Source organism: Halarcobacter anaerophilus (genome assembly GCF_006459125.1).
In the GTDB taxonomy this organism is placed as follows: domain Bacteria; phylum Campylobacterota; class Campylobacteria; order Campylobacterales; family Arcobacteraceae; genus Halarcobacter; species Halarcobacter anaerophilus.
Window position 1 is genome coordinate 335264 of sequence record NZ_CP041070.1, and the last position, 15839, is coordinate 351102.

The 15839-nt window shown below is 28.1% G+C and carries 19 protein-coding genes; 12 read left to right on the forward strand and 7 right to left on the reverse strand.

The features are described 5' to 3' along the window. Positions 1 to 91: 91 nt before the first annotated feature. Both AANAER_RS01695 and AANAER_RS01700 read right to left on the reverse strand, forming a co-directional pair. Positions 92 to 583 carry a nucleoside 2-deoxyribosyltransferase gene (locus tag AANAER_RS01695; protein ID WP_129081497.1) on the reverse strand — a complete coding sequence of 164 codons (492 nt, stop codon included), beginning with the start codon at positions 581 to 583 and terminating at the stop codon, positions 92 to 94. A gap of 9 nt (positions 584 to 592) precedes the next feature. After that, positions 593 to 940 carry a nucleotide pyrophosphohydrolase gene (locus AANAER_RS01700; RefSeq protein WP_129081498.1) on the reverse strand — a complete coding sequence of 116 codons (348 nt, stop codon included), beginning with the start codon at positions 938 to 940 and terminating at the stop codon, positions 593 to 595. Positions 941 to 1000: 60 nt separating this feature from the next. On the opposite strand from AANAER_RS01700, the gene AANAER_RS01705 reads away from it, so the two are divergent. After that, positions 1001 to 2002: a tRNA pseudouridine(13) synthase TruD gene (locus AANAER_RS01705; protein ID WP_129081499.1), complete on the forward strand. Its 1002-nt coding sequence runs from the start codon at positions 1001 to 1003 to the stop codon at positions 2000 to 2002. 33 nt (positions 2003 to 2035) lie between these two features. Further along, positions 2036 to 3514, forward strand: a complete 1479-nt coding sequence (locus AANAER_RS01710; protein ID WP_129081500.1) for a sensor domain-containing diguanylate cyclase — start codon at positions 2036 to 2038, stop codon at positions 3512 to 3514. On the opposite strand, the gene AANAER_RS01715 is transcribed toward AANAER_RS01710, so the two are convergent. From AANAER_RS01715 to AANAER_RS01725, 3 genes are all read right to left on the reverse strand, one after another. Then, positions 3509 to 5608: an ATP-binding protein gene (locus tag AANAER_RS01715; protein WP_129081501.1), complete on the reverse strand. Its 2100-nt coding sequence runs from the start codon at positions 5606 to 5608 to the stop codon at positions 3509 to 3511. The two genes, AANAER_RS01710 and AANAER_RS01715, sit on opposite strands and share 6 nt — an antisense overlap. Before the next feature lie 69 nt (positions 5609 to 5677). Continuing rightward, positions 5678 to 6652, reverse strand: coding sequence for a hypothetical protein (locus AANAER_RS01720; protein ID WP_044416515.1), 975 nt, complete (start codon positions 6650 to 6652; stop codon positions 5678 to 5680). A 9-nt stretch (positions 6653 to 6661) separates the two neighbouring features. Next, positions 6662 to 7243 carry a hypothetical protein gene (locus AANAER_RS01725; RefSeq protein ID WP_044416514.1) on the reverse strand — a complete coding sequence of 194 codons (582 nt, stop codon included), beginning with the start codon at positions 7241 to 7243 and terminating at the stop codon, positions 6662 to 6664. A gap of 111 nt (positions 7244 to 7354) precedes the next feature. Between AANAER_RS01725 and AANAER_RS01730 the strand changes: the two genes are divergently transcribed. From AANAER_RS01730 to AANAER_RS15120, 10 genes are all read left to right on the forward strand, one after another. Beyond that, positions 7355 to 8653, forward strand: coding sequence for a S41 family peptidase (locus tag AANAER_RS01730; protein ID WP_164969327.1), 1299 nt, complete (start codon positions 7355 to 7357; stop codon positions 8651 to 8653). 26 nt (positions 8654 to 8679) lie between these two features. Next, positions 8680 to 9633: a phosphoribosylaminoimidazolesuccinocarboxamide synthase gene (locus tag AANAER_RS01735; RefSeq protein ID WP_129081502.1), complete on the forward strand. Its 954-nt coding sequence runs from the start codon at positions 8680 to 8682 to the stop codon at positions 9631 to 9633. 83 nt (positions 9634 to 9716) lie between these two features. Beyond that, positions 9717 to 9962: a phosphoribosylformylglycinamidine synthase subunit PurS gene (gene purS / locus AANAER_RS01740; protein ID WP_129081503.1), complete on the forward strand. Its 246-nt coding sequence runs from the start codon at positions 9717 to 9719 to the stop codon at positions 9960 to 9962. 4 nt (positions 9963 to 9966) lie between these two features. Then, complete coding sequence (gene purQ, locus AANAER_RS01745) at positions 9967 to 10638, forward strand: phosphoribosylformylglycinamidine synthase I (protein WP_129081504.1); 672 nt, start codon at positions 9967 to 9969, stop codon at positions 10636 to 10638. Next, positions 10638 to 11798, forward strand: coding sequence for a hypothetical protein (locus AANAER_RS01750; protein ID WP_129081505.1), 1161 nt, complete (start codon positions 10638 to 10640; stop codon positions 11796 to 11798). The genes purQ and AANAER_RS01750 overlap by 1 nt, the downstream gene beginning before the upstream one ends. Then, positions 11782 to 12462 (forward strand): lysophospholipid acyltransferase family protein, encoded by a 681-nt coding sequence (locus tag AANAER_RS01755; RefSeq protein ID WP_129081506.1) that lies wholly within the window; start codon positions 11782 to 11784, stop codon positions 12460 to 12462. The genes AANAER_RS01750 and AANAER_RS01755 overlap by 17 nt, the downstream gene beginning before the upstream one ends. After that, positions 12462 to 12848 (forward strand): fluoride efflux transporter CrcB, encoded by a 387-nt coding sequence (gene crcB / locus AANAER_RS01760; RefSeq protein WP_129081507.1) that lies wholly within the window; start codon positions 12462 to 12464, stop codon positions 12846 to 12848. Before AANAER_RS01755 ends, crcB begins: the two co-directional genes overlap by 1 nt. Positions 12849 to 12940: 92 nt before the next feature. Further along, positions 12941 to 13168 carry a Sec-independent protein translocase subunit TatA/TatB gene (locus AANAER_RS01765; protein ID WP_129081508.1) on the forward strand — a complete coding sequence of 76 codons (228 nt, stop codon included), beginning with the start codon at positions 12941 to 12943 and terminating at the stop codon, positions 13166 to 13168. Positions 13169 to 13182: 14 nt separating this feature from the next. Beyond that, positions 13183 to 14772: an arginine--tRNA ligase gene (gene argS, locus AANAER_RS01770; RefSeq protein ID WP_129081509.1), complete on the forward strand. Its 1590-nt coding sequence runs from the start codon at positions 13183 to 13185 to the stop codon at positions 14770 to 14772. Next, positions 14772 to 14903, forward strand: coding sequence for a hypothetical protein (locus AANAER_RS15120; RefSeq protein ID WP_267884012.1), 132 nt, complete (start codon positions 14772 to 14774; stop codon positions 14901 to 14903). The genes argS and AANAER_RS15120 overlap by 1 nt, the downstream gene beginning before the upstream one ends. Before the next feature lie 19 nt (positions 14904 to 14922). On the opposite strand, the gene rsfS is transcribed toward AANAER_RS15120, so the two are convergent. Next, on the reverse strand, positions 14923 to 15249 hold the full coding sequence (gene rsfS / locus AANAER_RS01775) for a ribosome silencing factor (protein WP_129081510.1): 327 nt from the start codon (positions 15247 to 15249) through the stop codon (positions 14923 to 14925). Beyond that, entirely contained in the window at positions 15246 to 15800 is a 555-nt protein-coding gene (gene nadD, locus AANAER_RS01780) for a nicotinate (nicotinamide) nucleotide adenylyltransferase (RefSeq protein WP_129081511.1), read from the reverse strand. Before nadD ends, rsfS begins: the two co-directional genes overlap by 4 nt. Positions 15801 to 15839 lie beyond the last annotated feature (39 nt).

Genomic DNA, 15839 nt, shown 5'->3' on the forward strand with positions numbered 1-15839 from the left:
TATAGTGTGTATTTTAATTTTAGAGTTTTTAAAACTTTTCTTGTTTCTATAAAAAATCCTTGAAAAAGTAAAAATTTTGTAAATTATTGTATCATAACTCTCTTAATACCTTTTCTAAATCACCTACTATAATTTTTTTGACGGAGCATGAAATCATTAGATTTAAAGGCAAACCAAAATCTTCTATAGTTCTATTTTTCATATCATATGTAATATTATCAATACTTATTTTCTCTTTTTCTTCAAATTGTTCTATATAAGTTCTTTTCTTTGAGATATATCCGTAAACCTCTTTTTTTAAGCCAAAAGCATAACCGCACTCCCAAACGGTTCCACTGTCACTCTCTTTTCCTCTAAAAGAGTTTAAATTTGCAATTACTATATCGCACTTTTCAATTAGTTTTTTATTTGCCAAAAAGATATCTTGGGCAATTTTTTGTTTTGGTTGGTCAAAATCTATAACATTATCAAGAGGATAAAGTCCTTCAAAACCGTATTTTTTGCAAAGTGCAACATATTTTTTACCTATTTGGATTGAATCTTTTTCAAAAACATCAGGTCCTGCGAGATATATTTTTTTCATTTTAAGCCTTTAGTTCTTTTTTCCGTACTCAATTTTTTTGCCGCTTTTATCAAAGAGGGGATATTTTTTTTCATTTAATTTCATTTTTTTTATAATAGCTTCTTCCAAATTTATATTATAGTGCATACATATTCTAAGTAAATAAACGGCAATATCTGCAACTTCTTGTTTTAGATGCTCTTTTTTATCTTCACTTAGATTTGCTGCTTGTTCAAAATCAAGCCATTGGAAAATTTCTACTAATTCCGAAGTTTCTACGCTTAAAGCCATTGCCAGATTTTTAGGATTATGAAACTTGTCCCAGTCTCTATTTGCAGAAAAATCTTTAATTATCTGTTCAATTTTTTTAATATCCATAATAAGCCTTTTAAATGATAAATGATTATATAATACCTAAAATTTAAAAAAAGAATTAAGATGGTAAAAAGAGAGTTTGTACAAAAACATAAACCTTTGGATTTTCAATTTTTTCAAAACGAGAATGATTTTATTGTTGAAGAAAATCCCATAGAGTTTTCAAACAGAGGTAATTTTATTATTGCAAAAATAAAAAAAAAGAATTTAGGAACCTGGGATTTAATAGAAAAACTCTCAAAACAGTTAAAGATTTATGAAAATGAGATAGGTTATGCAGGATTAAAAGATAAAAATGCAACAACTACCCAATATATTTCAATACCCAAAAAATACTCAAAAGAGCTGAAAAAATTCAAAGCAAAAAATATTGAGATATTGCAGACTACTTTACATAACAGCAAGTTGAATATAGGAGATTTGATTTCAAACAGTTTTAAAATAAACCTTCATGAAGTAAAAATCGAAGATATAGGGAAAATAGAAAAAATTATAAATCAAATTGCAAAAATAGGAATGCCCAACTATTTTGGATTTCAAAGATTCGGGAAAGAAGCAGATTTGAATATAAAAAAAGCTAAATCTCTTGTTTATGAGGATTTAGTAATAAAAGATAAAAAAATAGCAAAAATGTTGATTTCTTTGTATCAAAGTAATTTTTTCAATGCATGGCTAGTTAAAAGGTTAAACTTAAGTCAAAAAGAGTTTCAACTTTTAAAAGGAGATGTTTTTAGAAATACTCAAAATAATAAGTTTTTTACTCCAAAACAGTTAAATGAGAAAATTATGGAAGATTTTCATTTAAAAAAAATAGTTCCTACAGGTTTGCTTCCGGGAAGAAAAGTCTTTAGAAGTATAAATGAAGCAAGAGAAATTGAAGAGAAATTCGATGATATCTATATTCAGGAAAAAGGATTTAGACGTGATGCGATAGTTTTTCCAAAAAATGTAAAAATAGGTTATAATAGTCATGAAAAAATATTATCTTTAAATTTTACCCTTCCTAAGGGTTCTTATGCAACGGTTTTAATTGAAAACATTGCCAATAAAAATCTAAATAACTAAAAAAAGAGTTTTTATAAGAGGAGGTTAAATAGTATGAATTCAGATAATCTAAAAAAAAATCTACTTTCACTCTTTTTTTCTTACCTTTTATTAGTAACTGTTTTAGCAGTGATAAGTTATAAATTTTTTATTAACGATTTTATCTCTCTTGAACAGAAACATAATAAAAACAGTATTATATCTTTTACAAAGATGATGGATAACGAACTCTCAAATTTAAGAAATATTATAAATGATTATGCAAAATGGGATGATACTTATGATTTTATCTCAAATGCCAATAAAAACTATATCTATAACAACTTCAGAGAGGATTCAAATACTCTAAAAGATTTGGGAATAGACGGAATATTGTTTGTAAAAACAAACGGGCATGTAGTATATTCAAAGTATAATAAAAACAATCGCTTTTCCTCTTTTTTTAAAAAAGAGTTTGAACTGTTTCTTATGAAAAAATTAGAGAATGAAGATGAGGTTTCAACTCTTCTAAATTATAATTCAAAACCTTTTTTCGTCGTTAAATCAACAATCTTACAAAGTGATTTTAAAGGTGAAAAAAGAGGTCATATAATAGCTTTTAAATTTTTAGACAAAAAGACTCTTTTGGAAGATTCAAAAGCACTCTTTAATGAAATAAAAATTTTAGATAAAAGTACGCAAAATCATAAAAATAGTTTTATCATCTCTTTTGAAAATATGAAAACAATGAAAGTATTTTCTCAAAATAGTAAAGGGAAAATTATCAGTTTTATAGACTTTTATGATTTTAAAAACGAGTTTGCATTAACCTTGCAACTTTCAAACAATAGTTTAATTATAGCAGAAGGTGAAAAAACGATTTTAATATTCTGTTTTATCTCTTCAATAATTTTACTTTTTGTTTTTATAGTAATTTATAAAAATCAAAAACTGATAATAAATCAAAATATAATTCTTAATGAAAAAGTTGAAAAAAGAACAAACCAGTTAACAAGAGCATACAGAACATTAAAGAGTAAAAACAAAGAGCTTTACAAATTGGCAAATACAGATTTTTTGACAAAAATAAGAAACAGGGCAAACTTTTTTGAACAGAGTATTAAACTGCTAAAAAAATCAAATAAAGAGAATCTCTCTTTTTCCGTTTTGATGATGGATATTGATTATTTCAAAAAAATAAATGATAGATACGGACACAGTGTAGGAGATAAAGTTTTAATAAAATTTTGTGAAATAGTTTCTGAAATCATAGATAAAAACATGGTTTTCGGAAGATTAGGAGGAGAAGAATTTGCTATTTCTATAATTGAAAAAGATGAAAAAAGCGTAGAGCAAATCTCTGAAAAGATAAGAGAAAAATGCAGCTCTACTTCAATTGAAGTAAAACAGAACAGTATTAAATTTACAGTTTCGGTAGGAACAGTGTTCAAACAGTCAAAATATGAAACAATAGATGAAATTCTGCATAAAGCGGATGAACTCTTGTATAAAGCAAAAGAGCAGGGTAGAAACAGAGTTATCCGTTCTTTATGATAAAGGTAAGGTTATTGTAAATTTCGCACCGTGGTATTTTTTTGAATCTAATTCAAAATCGGCATTACATACTGTGATTCTGCCGTCAAAATGTTTATTTATGATTTGTTCACTCATATATAAACCGATTCCCGTTCCTTGGGATTTATGTTTTGTAGTAAAATAAGGTTCAAAGATTTTATCAATTATATCTTTGTTAATTCCTTTTGCACTGTCTTGAAAAGATATCTCGACACTGTTTTTTACTTTTTCAATATTTATTAAAATAATTCTATTCTCATCTTCCATATTTTTAAAAGTATCAATACTGTTATTTATAAGATTTAAAAAGACTTGTATAAATTCATTTTTAAATCCTTCTATAATAACCTTTGAATCATCTCTAAGATAAGTTTTTACCGAATTAGAGTTGATTTTTAATCTTAATATATTAAATGATTCTTGAATAGCAGTAGATATTTGAAACTTCTCTTTATTATCGCTATGTTTAAAAAAGTTTCTAAAATCCTCAATGGTCTGGGAAAGATAGTTTGCAGATCTGATTATAATTCCTACTGAATCATTAAAAAAAGTGTCATCAAGAAGTCCAAACTCTTTTTTTAGTTTTATTCCCGATGCTGCTGTTGTTATGGTAGATAAAGGTTGTCTCCATTGATGTGCAATATTCTCAAGCATTTCACCCATTGATGCCATTTTTGCTTGTTGATAAAAAAGTTTTTGTTTCTCTTCAAACTCTTTTTTTAATTTTAGCTCTTCTGTTATATCTCTTATTATTGAGTATATAAGTTTTTTGTTATCAACATCTATTAATGAAGAGTAAACCTCCACATCTCTTATTTTACCGTTTGCCAGTTTATGTTTAAAATAAAAAATATTCTTCTGCTCTTTTAAAATATCTTTAAAGATATTTTCATTCTCTTTTATATTGATATTAATATCACTACTTTTTAATTTCTTTATCTCTTCTTTTGAATAGCCGTAAAAATCAAGTGCTGCTTTGTTTGCATCGAAAATATTCATGGATTGGGGGTCTACTACTATTTTTATTGCTCTTGAGCCTTCAAATAACTGTTTATATCTTCTTATTAATTGATTTAATGCTTTTGTTCTGTTTTTTACCTCTTTTTCCAAAGTTTTTGCATATTTTGATTTATTAAAATAGTAATATGTTGAAAAAATGGCTATTATGATTAAAGTACTTAAATATCCTATAATTCTCAAAGAGTTTTCCAAACTTTGAATCTCATTTAGAAAAATTTTATTATAGTTTTGAAATGTCAGAACATTTGCCATTTCATTGTTTTTAAAATCTTTTATTTCATATCTTGTTATAAACTTATTAGAATTTATTTCATAGTTTTTTATATTAAGAAATTCACTCAGATTATTTTTTGTCAAATTAAGAAGCTCTTTTTTAGCATTTATATTTGCTACATAATAATCGTCAATAAAAAGTTTGCTGAAAGGTTTTTTTATTTGCTTTTTATATTTTTTGTCAACTAAGATAAGAAAATCTATCCCTTTTTCATGAAATTTTTTTGCTATTGAATTAAATTTTGTAATTGTTTCAATTAACCCCATAAATTTTTCGCCCTCATAAATAGGAACAATACTTTTAAAACTGATATCAAAAATTCCGACACTTATTAAATTTACTATTTTGGGTTTTTTTAATAAAGGAATTAACTCTTTTCTTACGTTTAATAGATAATCTCCGCTTTTTTCAGACCAGTTTCTATATCTGCTTATACCTTTTGCATCTACAACATGAATCCAAAGGTTTCTAAAATTACTGTTTTTTTCTATTTTCATAGATATATTTTTTAAATTTTTTAACTCTTCTTTATTTTGTTTGGATAAAAGTTTATGGGATGATGCATATTCCGATATTGATATGGCAAGATTAAGAGTTGAATAGATTTTATCTTCTATTGCTTGATCGATCAGCATTTTTACATTATTTGAAATAGTACTGAATTTATCTTTTTTTATGGAATCGACTTTAAGTTCTACAAAGTAGTTAATAGTAAAAAAAGCAGATATTGAAATTATAGAGATAAGTAGTAGGTACTTTAAGTTGCTTTTCAAATCCATAGTTTTGTTTTTCTAAAGTTCTATTTAATAATAGTCACGAAGAGATTAAATAGATAGATAAAAAGTATATTATTTTAAAATAATATACTCATCATCATAATAGATTGTATCTCCTAATGCAATAACTTTTTTTTCATTATCAAAAGAGAAATCGTAAATAGTATCTGTTTTAAAATCATCAGAGATATTGATTAAATAACCTTGAGACTCCAAAGCATATAATGAAGTTCCGTATGCAAGTGCATAAACTTTTGCAAATTTATATTTTTTTCTATTTATAATATTTAAAGAGATATCGGTTTTAATAATTTGCCCGTCTATTGTAGCTATATAAATATAGTTATCTTTTGAAATTATATCTCTAACTCTATAATCTTTTAAGTTAAGTACACCGTCTCCCACAGAGATTACTTTATTTGCTGTTGCCGCAACTAAAGTGTCGTTAATTACATCTAAGAAAATAATATTGTTAAATTGACCGTCCGCATCAACAACAATATTTCTGATAACTTTGTTATTCTCATTTGCAACAACCGTAATTTTCCCGTCTAAAGTAGGAAATAAAATAATATTACTCATAAAATAAGGGTTTGCAATTCTAGTATCATTTACATATGAGTGAGGATAATACTCTTTTAGAAGAATTTTACTTGAAGCTAGATCATACAATTGAATTGAGTTATCTGAAAAAAGCATAGCAAGTTTATTCTCTTTTACCGAAGCAGCAACTACAACTCCTCCTACTTTGATAACTTTTTTATCAAGCATTACGCTATCTTTATAATTAGAAGTAATTACTTTATCGTCACTGATATTTAAAAATTTATACCCTTCAGGAATTTTAAATTTTGAAACGCCTCTTTTTGTTATTATCTCTTTGCTATCTAAAGTAGCACCGTCTCTGTTCATATAAACAATATCACCCTCTAAGTAGGCTTTTGTATTATCATAGTCTCCCGCAGTATTTTCAGGCTCGAAATACTCTTTGCTAGAACAACCAGCAAAGATAACCAGTAGTGGAAGTAAGAAAAATAGTTGTTTCATATTATCCCTTTATTTTGTTGCTAAATAGTGTTTAAGTACGTTAACTAAATCATTAACTTTTGAATCAGCAGGAATCAACTTCAAGGTTGCTTTTGCATCTTCATATTTGCCGTTTTGTGTCTGTATTAAAGCTTTGTTAAAAATTGCAAACTCTTTTAGTAAAAAATCGTTTTGCATTGAAACTTCATTGAGTTTTTCAATATTTTTCTCTTTTAATGCTTTTTCATATTCAGTAATCTCTTTTAAAAACTTGATATCAACTTGAACTGTTTTACCTTCATCTTTTGCATTTAAATATTGTGCTATTTCATAAAGTTTTTCATCTTTTTGTTTTAAAGTCTCCAAAGCAGCACTATCTTTAGGATTTTGTAAAACTTTATTAAGAGCAATGTTGGCTTCAAGTTTATTTGATGCATTAACAGACTTGCTTATATAAAAACCTATAACTAAAGCAATCAAAACAACTATTACAGTGATAATTATAATTTTATTCTTGTTGTAAAATCTCTCTACTTTTACAAAACTTTCGAGAAATTTCTCTTCACTGTTTAATTCCTCTTTTACATAATCTACATTATCTTTTAGACTCATTCAAAACCTTCTTGAAAAATTAGACAATATCATACTAAAAAAATTATAAAACCTTACTTTTATATAAAATCTTATATAATTCAAGCTCTTATAATAAATAAAAGGTATGAAATGAAAAAATTGAATAAGTTTTTTTTGATAGCATCTTTTTTGCTTGTTTTATCACAATCTGTAATCGCAAAAGAGGAGGCTAAAGAGAGTAATCAAAGTAGATTTGAATCTTTGTCAAAACTTACTCAAGTTATAGGCACAGTTGAAAAATATTATGTGGATGATATAAAGCTTGAAGAGATTGTAGACAAGGCTTTAAAAGGTTTAATGCAAGAGTTGGATGCCCATTCGACTTATCTTGATAAAAAATCTTCAAAAGAGATGAGTATTCAAACAAGCGGAGAATTCGGCGGTTTAGGTATAACTGTAGGAATGAGAGATGCGGCATTGACGGTAATTTCACCTATTGATGATACTCCGGCAGATAAAGCAGGTGTTGAACCAGGAGATATAATCCTAAAAATAGATGATAAATCGACTCTTAATATGACGCTAGACGAAGCTGTGTCTTTGATGAGAGGAAAACCAAAAACAAAAATAGCTTTAACTGTTGTTAGAGAAGGTGAAAACAAACCTATAAAAATTGATATTGTAAGAGATATTATAAAAATCAAATCTGTTTTTGCAAAAAATATTGAAAATGAAGATTTGCTTTATATCAGAGTAGCAAGTTTTGATAAAAATGTTACAACTACAATGAGAAAAGAGATAAAAGCTAACCCTAAAACCAAAGGGATAATTTTAGATTTAAGAAATAATCCGGGCGGACTTTTAACTCAGGCAATAGGAGCAGTAGATCTTTTTGTAGATAACGGAGTTATTGTTTCTCAAAAAGGTAGAGATGTAACAGATGAAGAAAAATTTAATGCAAAACCTTCAACTACGGTAACAAAAGTGCCTGTTGTTGTTCTTGTAAACGGTGGTTCGGCATCAGCTTCTGAAATTGTAAGCGGAGCTTTACAAGATCATAAAAGAGCAATTATCGTTGGAGAAAAAACTTTTGGTAAAGGTTCTGTTCAAGCAATCTTACCTATAACACAAGACAGATCTGAAAATATAAAATTGACAGTTGCAAAATATTATCTTCCAAGCGGAAGAACTATACAAGCAACAGGAATTACTCCGGATGTTCTTGCTTATGCGGGAGAAGCTGTAAAAGAGAAAAACTCTGAATTTAAAATTAAAGAGGCAGACTTAAAAAAACATTTGGAAGTTGAATTAAAAAAAGATAACGGTAGTAAAGAAGTAAAAGAAAAAGAGGAAGAAGATAGTAAAGTTCTGACAAAAGAGGATATCTCAAAAGATAACCAGTTAACTGTCGGAATAGGTATCTTAAAAAGTTTAATAATTATAAAATAAGAATAATTTCAAAAGGAAAAATAAAAATGAAAATCAGTGATATTGTAGAGCTTGGTCTTTGGCCGAAATCAAAAAAAACTACATCACAAAAAGGTATTTCTGAATTAGAAGAGTTAGGTTATAATCTATTTTATATAGGTAAAAATGCCGATTTATACACTTGCCCGGGAGAAGAAGCAAAAGTTTTATTAGTAAGAACAGATCGTTGTTCTGTATTTGATATTCCTTTAAATTTAGAGATTGAAGGGAAAGGTATTTTACAAACTGCAATCTCTAACAGCGGTGCAAAATTTGCAAAAGAGTCTGGAATTAGAACAGCTATTTTATCACAAAACGTAGATGAAAAATTAAAAATATATCCAAGATGCCAGCTTATGGAACTATGTAAACCTTTAGAAGCCGAAATTGACGGAGATATTGTTCAATTTGAGCTGATTTTTAGAAACTATCTTACAGGTTCACTGTTTGAAGCATGTCAAAACGGTAAAGACCCTTATGGTTTAGAACTATCTTCAAATCTTTCTCAATGGCATAAATTTGAGACACCTATTTTTACGCCTACCACAAAAGGGCTTAAAGACGAACCTTTAAATTCTGCAAAAGTGAGAGAAACTTTTCCCGAAATCGTATCAAGTCTTGAAAAACTCTTTAAAGATTTTACTAAATATGCTCATGATAACGGCATTGTAGTAGTTGATACTAAATTTGAGATTTTTGTTAATTCAAAAGGAGAGTGGGTTTTAGGAGATGAAGTATTAACTCCTGAAAGTTCAAGATTTATATCTCTTGAAAATTTTGAAGCGGGAAATTATATCTCAATGGATAAACAAATTCTTAGAAATTTTGCTAAGAAAAACAGCTGGAAAGAGAAAGCAAAAGATTTGAAACCAGGTCAAAAATTAGATGTAGAAGTACCTGCTTCTATTAAAGATGAGATTTTAAACGGGTACAGTACAATAAAAGAGAGATTAAGTAAATAGGCTAAGAAAGGAAATCCTTTTTTAACCTAATTTTAATAAGGCAAATTTAGATATAATCGCAAAAATATAAATTGAGGTAATAAATGAAAGCAATCGTAAATGTAGCATTAAAACAAGGTGTACTAGATGATCAAGGTAAAGCAACTCATCATGCTTTAGATACATTAGGATTTAAAGATGTAGTAAAAGATGTAAGAATCGGTAAACAAATAATTATGGAATTGAATGCTTTAAATGAAGAAGAGGCAAAAGAAGAGGTTACAAAAATGTGTGAAAAACTTCTTGCTAATACTGTAATTGAAGATTACCAAATTGAAATTGTAGGTTAATATTATGAACGTAACTGTATTACAATTTCCAGGTACAAATTGTGAGTATGATACTAAATACGCTTTTGAAAAACTAGGATGTGATGTGTCGATTATTTGGCATAAAGAGAAAGAACTTCCTGAAAATACGGAACTTTTAGTAATTCCCGGAGGATTCTCATACGGTGATTATTTAAGAAGCGGAGCAATTGCAAGATTTGCAAATATAATGGATTCTGTTCAAAAGTATGCCGCTAAGGGAGGAAAAATTTTAGGAATTTGTAACGGTTTTCAAATTCTTTTAGAAGCAGGACTTCTTCCAGGAGCTATGAAAAGAAACAGCACTTTGAATTTTATCTCAAAATTTAATCACTTAAAAGTAATAAACAATGATAATATCTTTTTATCAAAATTAAAAAAAGATCAAATTATAAATATACCCGTTGCTCATCAAGACGGTAACTATTATATAGATAATGAGGGTTTAAAAGAGCTTGAAGAGAATAATCAAATTATTTTAAGATATTGTGATGAAAAGGGAAAAGAAGAGAGCATAAACGGTTCAGTATCTTTTATAGCAGGAATTTGTAATAAAGAGAAAAATGTTTTTGGACTTATGCCTCACCCTGAAAGAGCAATGGAAGATCTTTTGGGTTGTGCTGACGGAGAACTTATGTTAAAAGGGTTTTTGAAATAGTGAAAAAAGTATTAGCACTTCTTCTTGTTTTTTGTATATCTTTGTTTGCAAATGAATTTGTAAAAGAGGAGAGTTCCGCTTTTGCAGCTTCAAGTAATCAAGAAGATGTGTCGATTCCTACGGCAAATACACCGAATATTCCCAAAAATCTCTATCTTAATTATTTAAAATACCCTAAACATATTTATAAAAATCAACGTTTTGAAATTGAAGTAAAAGCTTTAATTACAAGATCAAATTTCGATTCAATTAAAACCGAATTTTCCGATGATATAAATATGACTCCTCTAAATGCTGAAGAATCATGGGTAAAATCATCGGATAATAGAAATACATATATAAATAAGTTTTATTTTAAAGCATATGAAGAAAATTTTAAAATGCCTAAAATTACAGTTTTTTTATATGACGGTGATAATTTGGTCGAAGCAAGAAGTTTAGAACCTCTTGAAATGACTTTTTCCGAGATTGCAAAAGGGGATGAAAGATTTTCAAACGTAATTGCAAAAAATCTTACTTTATTAGGATCAAAATCCAAACAATATACAAATAAAGAGGCTTTAACCATTTTAGACATAAATGCTTTTGAATCAAATTTGGAAGATTTCTATCTAAAAGGTATTGAAGATCAAGGCTTTACGGTAATTGAAGATGAATATCCGAATCAGCATATTATATATTATGCAGTAATCCCGATTCATAAAAAAAATATCATATTTGACTACTATAATACAGATAAAAAAAGATTAGAAAAAATTGAAGTTCCTGTTGTCTTTACCGAAGAATTGGTAAGTACGCAAACAGATCTAAATCCAAACAACTCAAGTTTTGAGTTTTATAAAAAAATTATAGTAGCGGTTCTTGCTATGTTTTTCTTAATTTTGTTTATTTGGAAAAGAAAATATTATATTTTAATTCTATTTTTGATTTTTACAATAGTTTTTGTATTTTCTGCTATTCCTAACAAAACAGTTAGACTAAAAGCAAACAGTGTTATCTACATATTGCCGACTAAAAATTCAACTATCTTTAAAAAAGTTCCAAGCGATATGATTGTTGAAGATATGAAAGAGAGAAGCGGATTTATAAAAATTATGTTTAAAAGCGGCGAAAACAATTTTATTGGATGGGTGAAAAAAGAAGATGTTATCAAGAATTAGAGGTTTTGTAGTTTTAATACAATTTTCAATTACGGTTGGAATTGTAATCGTTCTAATGTATACTTTTAGGAATCATACCCATAAAGTAATAAAAGGTTGGATGAAAATTCAAATGTTTCTTCTTGGAATAAAATTAGAACAAGAGGGTAAACTTGATACGACTTGCGATATGGTGATATTAAATCATCAAAGTCTGTTGGATATTATCGTAATGGAGTATATTCATCCAAGAAATTTAGCATGGATAGCAAAAAAAGAGATTACCGATCTTGTTTTTTTCGGACATATAATAAAAGCTCCTAGAATGATATCTGTTGACAGAGAAGACAAAGCAGGTATTATTGCTTTATTAAAAGATTGTAAAGATAGATTAAGTAAAGGCAGACCAATAGCAATGTTCCCGGAAGGTACAAGAAGTACAGGCAAAAAGATGCTTAAGTTTAAACCCGGTGCTAAAATGATTGCAAATAAATTTAATCTAAAAGTTCAACCTGCAATAATCATAAATACAAAAAATATTTTAGATTCAAAAAGTTTGAAACAGACTCCGGGAAGAGTAAAAGTAATATATTTAGATCCGGTTCAAGCAGATAAAAAAAGTGATTGGTTTGAAAAATTAGAAGAAGATATGAATGCCGTTTATAACAAAGAAATGGAGAAATAATGGCTATCTCATGGCAAACTCTTCTAGCCATTGGAACAGGTGGATTTTTAGGAGCAATATCAAGAGCATATGCAATTCATTTTGCAAATAAACATGTTCCTTTAGAGTTTCCTGTTGGAGTATTGCTTGTAAATGTTATAGGAAGTTTTGTTATTGGAATATTATTTGCCGTTTTTGCACATTTTACTTTTAGTGAATCAATAAAAGCTTTTTTAACAACAGGATTTCTAGGGGCATTAACAACTTACTCAACTTTTGCTATTGAGAGTTTCTTCCTTTTACAAAATTCAATTTTTCTAGGTATTACTAATATGGTTTTAAATCTTTTTGGAACTATTTTAGCAGCAGCTAGCGGATATAAACTAATACATTTTTTTCTTAAGTAAAGAGTGCAAATAACTTAATTTGATTTAAGTCATTTTTTTTAAGCTTCAAAAAGATATAATATTTACCAAAAATTAGAAATTAAGGATATGAAATGGGTATGCCAGGTGGTATTGAATGGGTAATTATTGCCCTAGTAGTATTATTGTTATTCGGTGGAAAGAAAATTCCTGAATTAGCTAAAGGTTTAGGTAGCGGTATTAAAAACTTCAAAAAAGCTGTAAAAGATGATGAAGAGAGTGCTTCTACTGAAAAAAAAGAAGAGATAGAGAAAAAAGCGGAAGCTAAAGAAGAAGAACCAAAAGAAAATAAAACTGTATAAATAAGAGAAGATAATTGCAAAGTAAAGTAAAAGAACATATTGAAAATATTTTAGAAAAAGAGATTGTTTTAGAAAAACCTAAAGATGTCTCATTGGGACATTTTGCAACGCCGGTTGCTTTTTCGCTGGCAAAAGAGTTTAGAAAATCTCCTATGATAATAGCTCAGGAGTTAGCATCAAAATTTGTTGATGACGAAATGTTTGAAAAAGTTGAAGCAGTAAAAGGCTTTTTAAATTTTAAACTCTCTAATCTATTTTTGGAAAAAAAATCAAAAGAGGCACTTCTTAAAGGTTCTTCTTTTGCAAAAGAAGAGACTAAAAAAGAGAAAATACTTCTTGAATATGTAAGTGCAAATCCTACGGGACCTTTACATATAGGACATGCAAGAGGTGCAGTTTTAGGTGACACTTTGGCAAGAGTCGGTAGACATTTAGGGTATCAAATCACAACAGAATATTATATCAATGATGCTGGTGCTCAAATGGATATGCTGGGACTTTCAGTATCATTAGCAGGAAGAGATTTTATCTTGCATGAAGAAGTTGAATATCCCGAAAACTATTACAGAGGCGATTACCTTGTAGATATTGCAAAAAAAATCTATGACAAATACGGCGGAGATATTTTCCATGATGAGTCAAGATATAGAGAAATGGCGGACTTTGCAAAAAACATAGTAATGGATATTATTGTATCTGATTTAAATGATGTGGGAATAAAATTTGATAATTTTGTTTCTGAAGCATCACTTTATAATTTATGGAAAGATACAAAAGAAGTTTTGTTAAAAAACGGTTCTTTATATGAAAAAGACGACAAACTATTCTTAAGATCTACCCTTCACGGAGATGATAATGACAGAGTAGTTGTCAGAGAAAACGGAATACCTACATATTTAGCAGGTGATATTATCTATCATAAAGATAAATTTGATAGAAAATATGACCATTACATAAATATTTGGGGTGCAGATCACCATGGATATATAAAAAGAGTACACGCTGCTTTAGAATTTTTAGGTGAAGATTCTAAAAAGCTTGAAATACTGCTTTCTCAAATGGTTCAGCTTTTAAAAGGCGGAGAACCGTATAAAATGAGCAAAAGAGCAGGTAACGTAATCTTAATGAGTGATATCTCTCAAGAGGTTGGAGCGGACGCTTTGAGATTTATTTTCTTAACCAAAAAAAGTGATACGCATTTGGAGTTTGATCTTGATATGTTAAAAAATCAAGATAGTTCAAATCCTATCTTTTATATTAATTATGCATATGCTAGAATAAACCAAGTTTTCAAAAAAGCCGGAAAAACACCGAAAGATGTTTTAGATATTTCATATGAAAATCTAAATGAAGAGGCTTTGAATCTTGTTTATGAATCTTTACTTTTACCGTCTGTTTTAGATGAGGCTTTTAGTAAAAGAGATATGCAAAAGATTACTGATTATCTTTATACTTTAGCGTCTTCTATACATAGATTTTACAATCAGTATAAGATTGTAGGAAGTGCAGAGGAAGATAAATATTTGAAAGTTTTAAGTCTTTGTGCTTTAACTATTAAAGTAACTTTAAATATTCTAGGAATAAAGGAAAAAGAGGTGATGTAATGAAGTGGTTTATAATTATTCTTATAATCTTGCTAGGAATAGCAATTTCAACGGGTTATATGGGTGGTGCAAAAGATGCAGCAGGTAATTATAATAAACTCTTGTCGGGAAGACCCGCAGCAGATAAATAAAAGGTTTTAACCTTTTATTTTAGTTGTTTTTATTCTCTAATTCGCTTAAAAACTCTTCTAATGAGTATTTCTCTCTATGTTTTTCACTCATTAAGTGGATGAAAATATCTCCCAAATCTATAATTGTCCAGTTTTCATCATCGTCTACTCTTAAAAACTCTTCACCAAGAGGTTTTAATTCTGCTTTTAGATAGTTTAAAAGTGCAAATGCATGCTTTGGATTTAAAGTTGTTGCAATAACAACATAATCAACAATATACTCTTTTGACGTTAAATCAATAATATCAATATTTTCAGCTTTTTTATCGCTTAAAATTGATTTTATTTTTTCTACTCTTTTATTCAAACTTTACCTTTTTTATGCCAAATTTTTTTTATGTCTTTTCTTATTTTTTTAGGTATATACTCCAAATTAAAAGTATTCCTAAGTTGGGTTGAACTGATTTTTATATTGACTTTAAGTCTTTTTATTTTGCCGTCTTTTTTAGGTTGTTCTATTCCGTCTCTTGTCACAACAACTAAAGTGACCAGCTTTTCAATCTCTTCGTAACTATCCCAAAGATGAAAAGATTTATAATTATCAGCTCCAATTACTAAATATAATTTTTCAGGCTTATATTTTTTAATTATATGTTTAATCGTTTCTATTGAATAAACAGCTCTTTGTTTATCTATCTCATATGAAGAGACAATAACTTTCTCTTTTTTTGAAAAAAGTTTTTTAAGAAGTTTATACCGTAACTTTGCATCTAAAAAAGACCGTACTTTCAAAGGATTTAAATAAGCAGGAACTACAATTAGCAGATCAATATCAAGTTTTTTCAAAACTTTTTTGACAATTGTCTGATGACCTATATGGGGTGGATCGAAACTTCCACCGAAAATTGCAATATGCACCTAAAATAGCCTTTGAAATATGATTAAATAATATTATAG

What these genes read in the sequence shown, in the direction of transcription:
- AANAER_RS01700 (WP_129081498.1), bottom strand. Translation starts at nt 940, where the DNA reads ATGGATATTAAAAAAATTGAACAGATAATTAAAGATTTTTCTGCAAAT.
- AANAER_RS01710 (WP_129081500.1), top strand. Translation starts at nt 2,036, where the DNA reads ATGAATTCAGATAATCTAAAAAAAAATCTACTTTCACTCTTTTTTTCT.
- AANAER_RS01715 (WP_129081501.1), bottom strand. Translation starts at nt 5,608, where the DNA reads ATGGATTTGAAAAGCAACTTAAAGTACCTACTACTTATCTCTATAATT.
- purS (WP_129081503.1), top strand. Translation starts at nt 9,717, where the DNA reads ATGAAAGCAATCGTAAATGTAGCATTAAAACAAGGTGTACTAGATGAT.
- AANAER_RS01755 (WP_129081506.1), top strand. Translation starts at nt 11,782, where the DNA reads ATGTTATCAAGAATTAGAGGTTTTGTAGTTTTAATACAATTTTCAATT.
- AANAER_RS01730 (WP_164969327.1), top strand. Translation starts at nt 7,355, where the DNA reads ATGAAAAAATTGAATAAGTTTTTTTTGATAGCATCTTTTTTGCTTGTT.
- AANAER_RS01695 (WP_129081497.1), bottom strand. Translation starts at nt 583, where the DNA reads ATGAAAAAAATATATCTCGCAGGACCTGATGTTTTTGAAAAAGATTCA.
- AANAER_RS01735 (WP_129081502.1), top strand. Translation starts at nt 8,680, where the DNA reads ATGAAAATCAGTGATATTGTAGAGCTTGGTCTTTGGCCGAAATCAAAA.
- AANAER_RS01720 (WP_044416515.1), bottom strand. Translation starts at nt 6,652, where the DNA reads ATGAAACAACTATTTTTCTTACTTCCACTACTGGTTATCTTTGCTGGT.
- purQ (WP_129081504.1), top strand. Translation starts at nt 9,967, where the DNA reads ATGAACGTAACTGTATTACAATTTCCAGGTACAAATTGTGAGTATGAT.
- AANAER_RS15120 (WP_267884012.1), top strand. Translation starts at nt 14,772, where the DNA reads ATGAAGTGGTTTATAATTATTCTTATAATCTTGCTAGGAATAGCAATT.
- AANAER_RS01765 (WP_129081508.1), top strand. Translation starts at nt 12,941, where the DNA reads ATGGGTATGCCAGGTGGTATTGAATGGGTAATTATTGCCCTAGTAGTA.
- AANAER_RS01725 (WP_044416514.1), bottom strand. Translation starts at nt 7,243, where the DNA reads ATGAGTCTAAAAGATAATGTAGATTATGTAAAAGAGGAATTAAACAGT.
- crcB (WP_129081507.1), top strand. Translation starts at nt 12,462, where the DNA reads ATGGCTATCTCATGGCAAACTCTTCTAGCCATTGGAACAGGTGGATTT.
- AANAER_RS01705 (WP_129081499.1), top strand. Translation starts at nt 1,001, where the DNA reads ATGGTAAAAAGAGAGTTTGTACAAAAACATAAACCTTTGGATTTTCAA.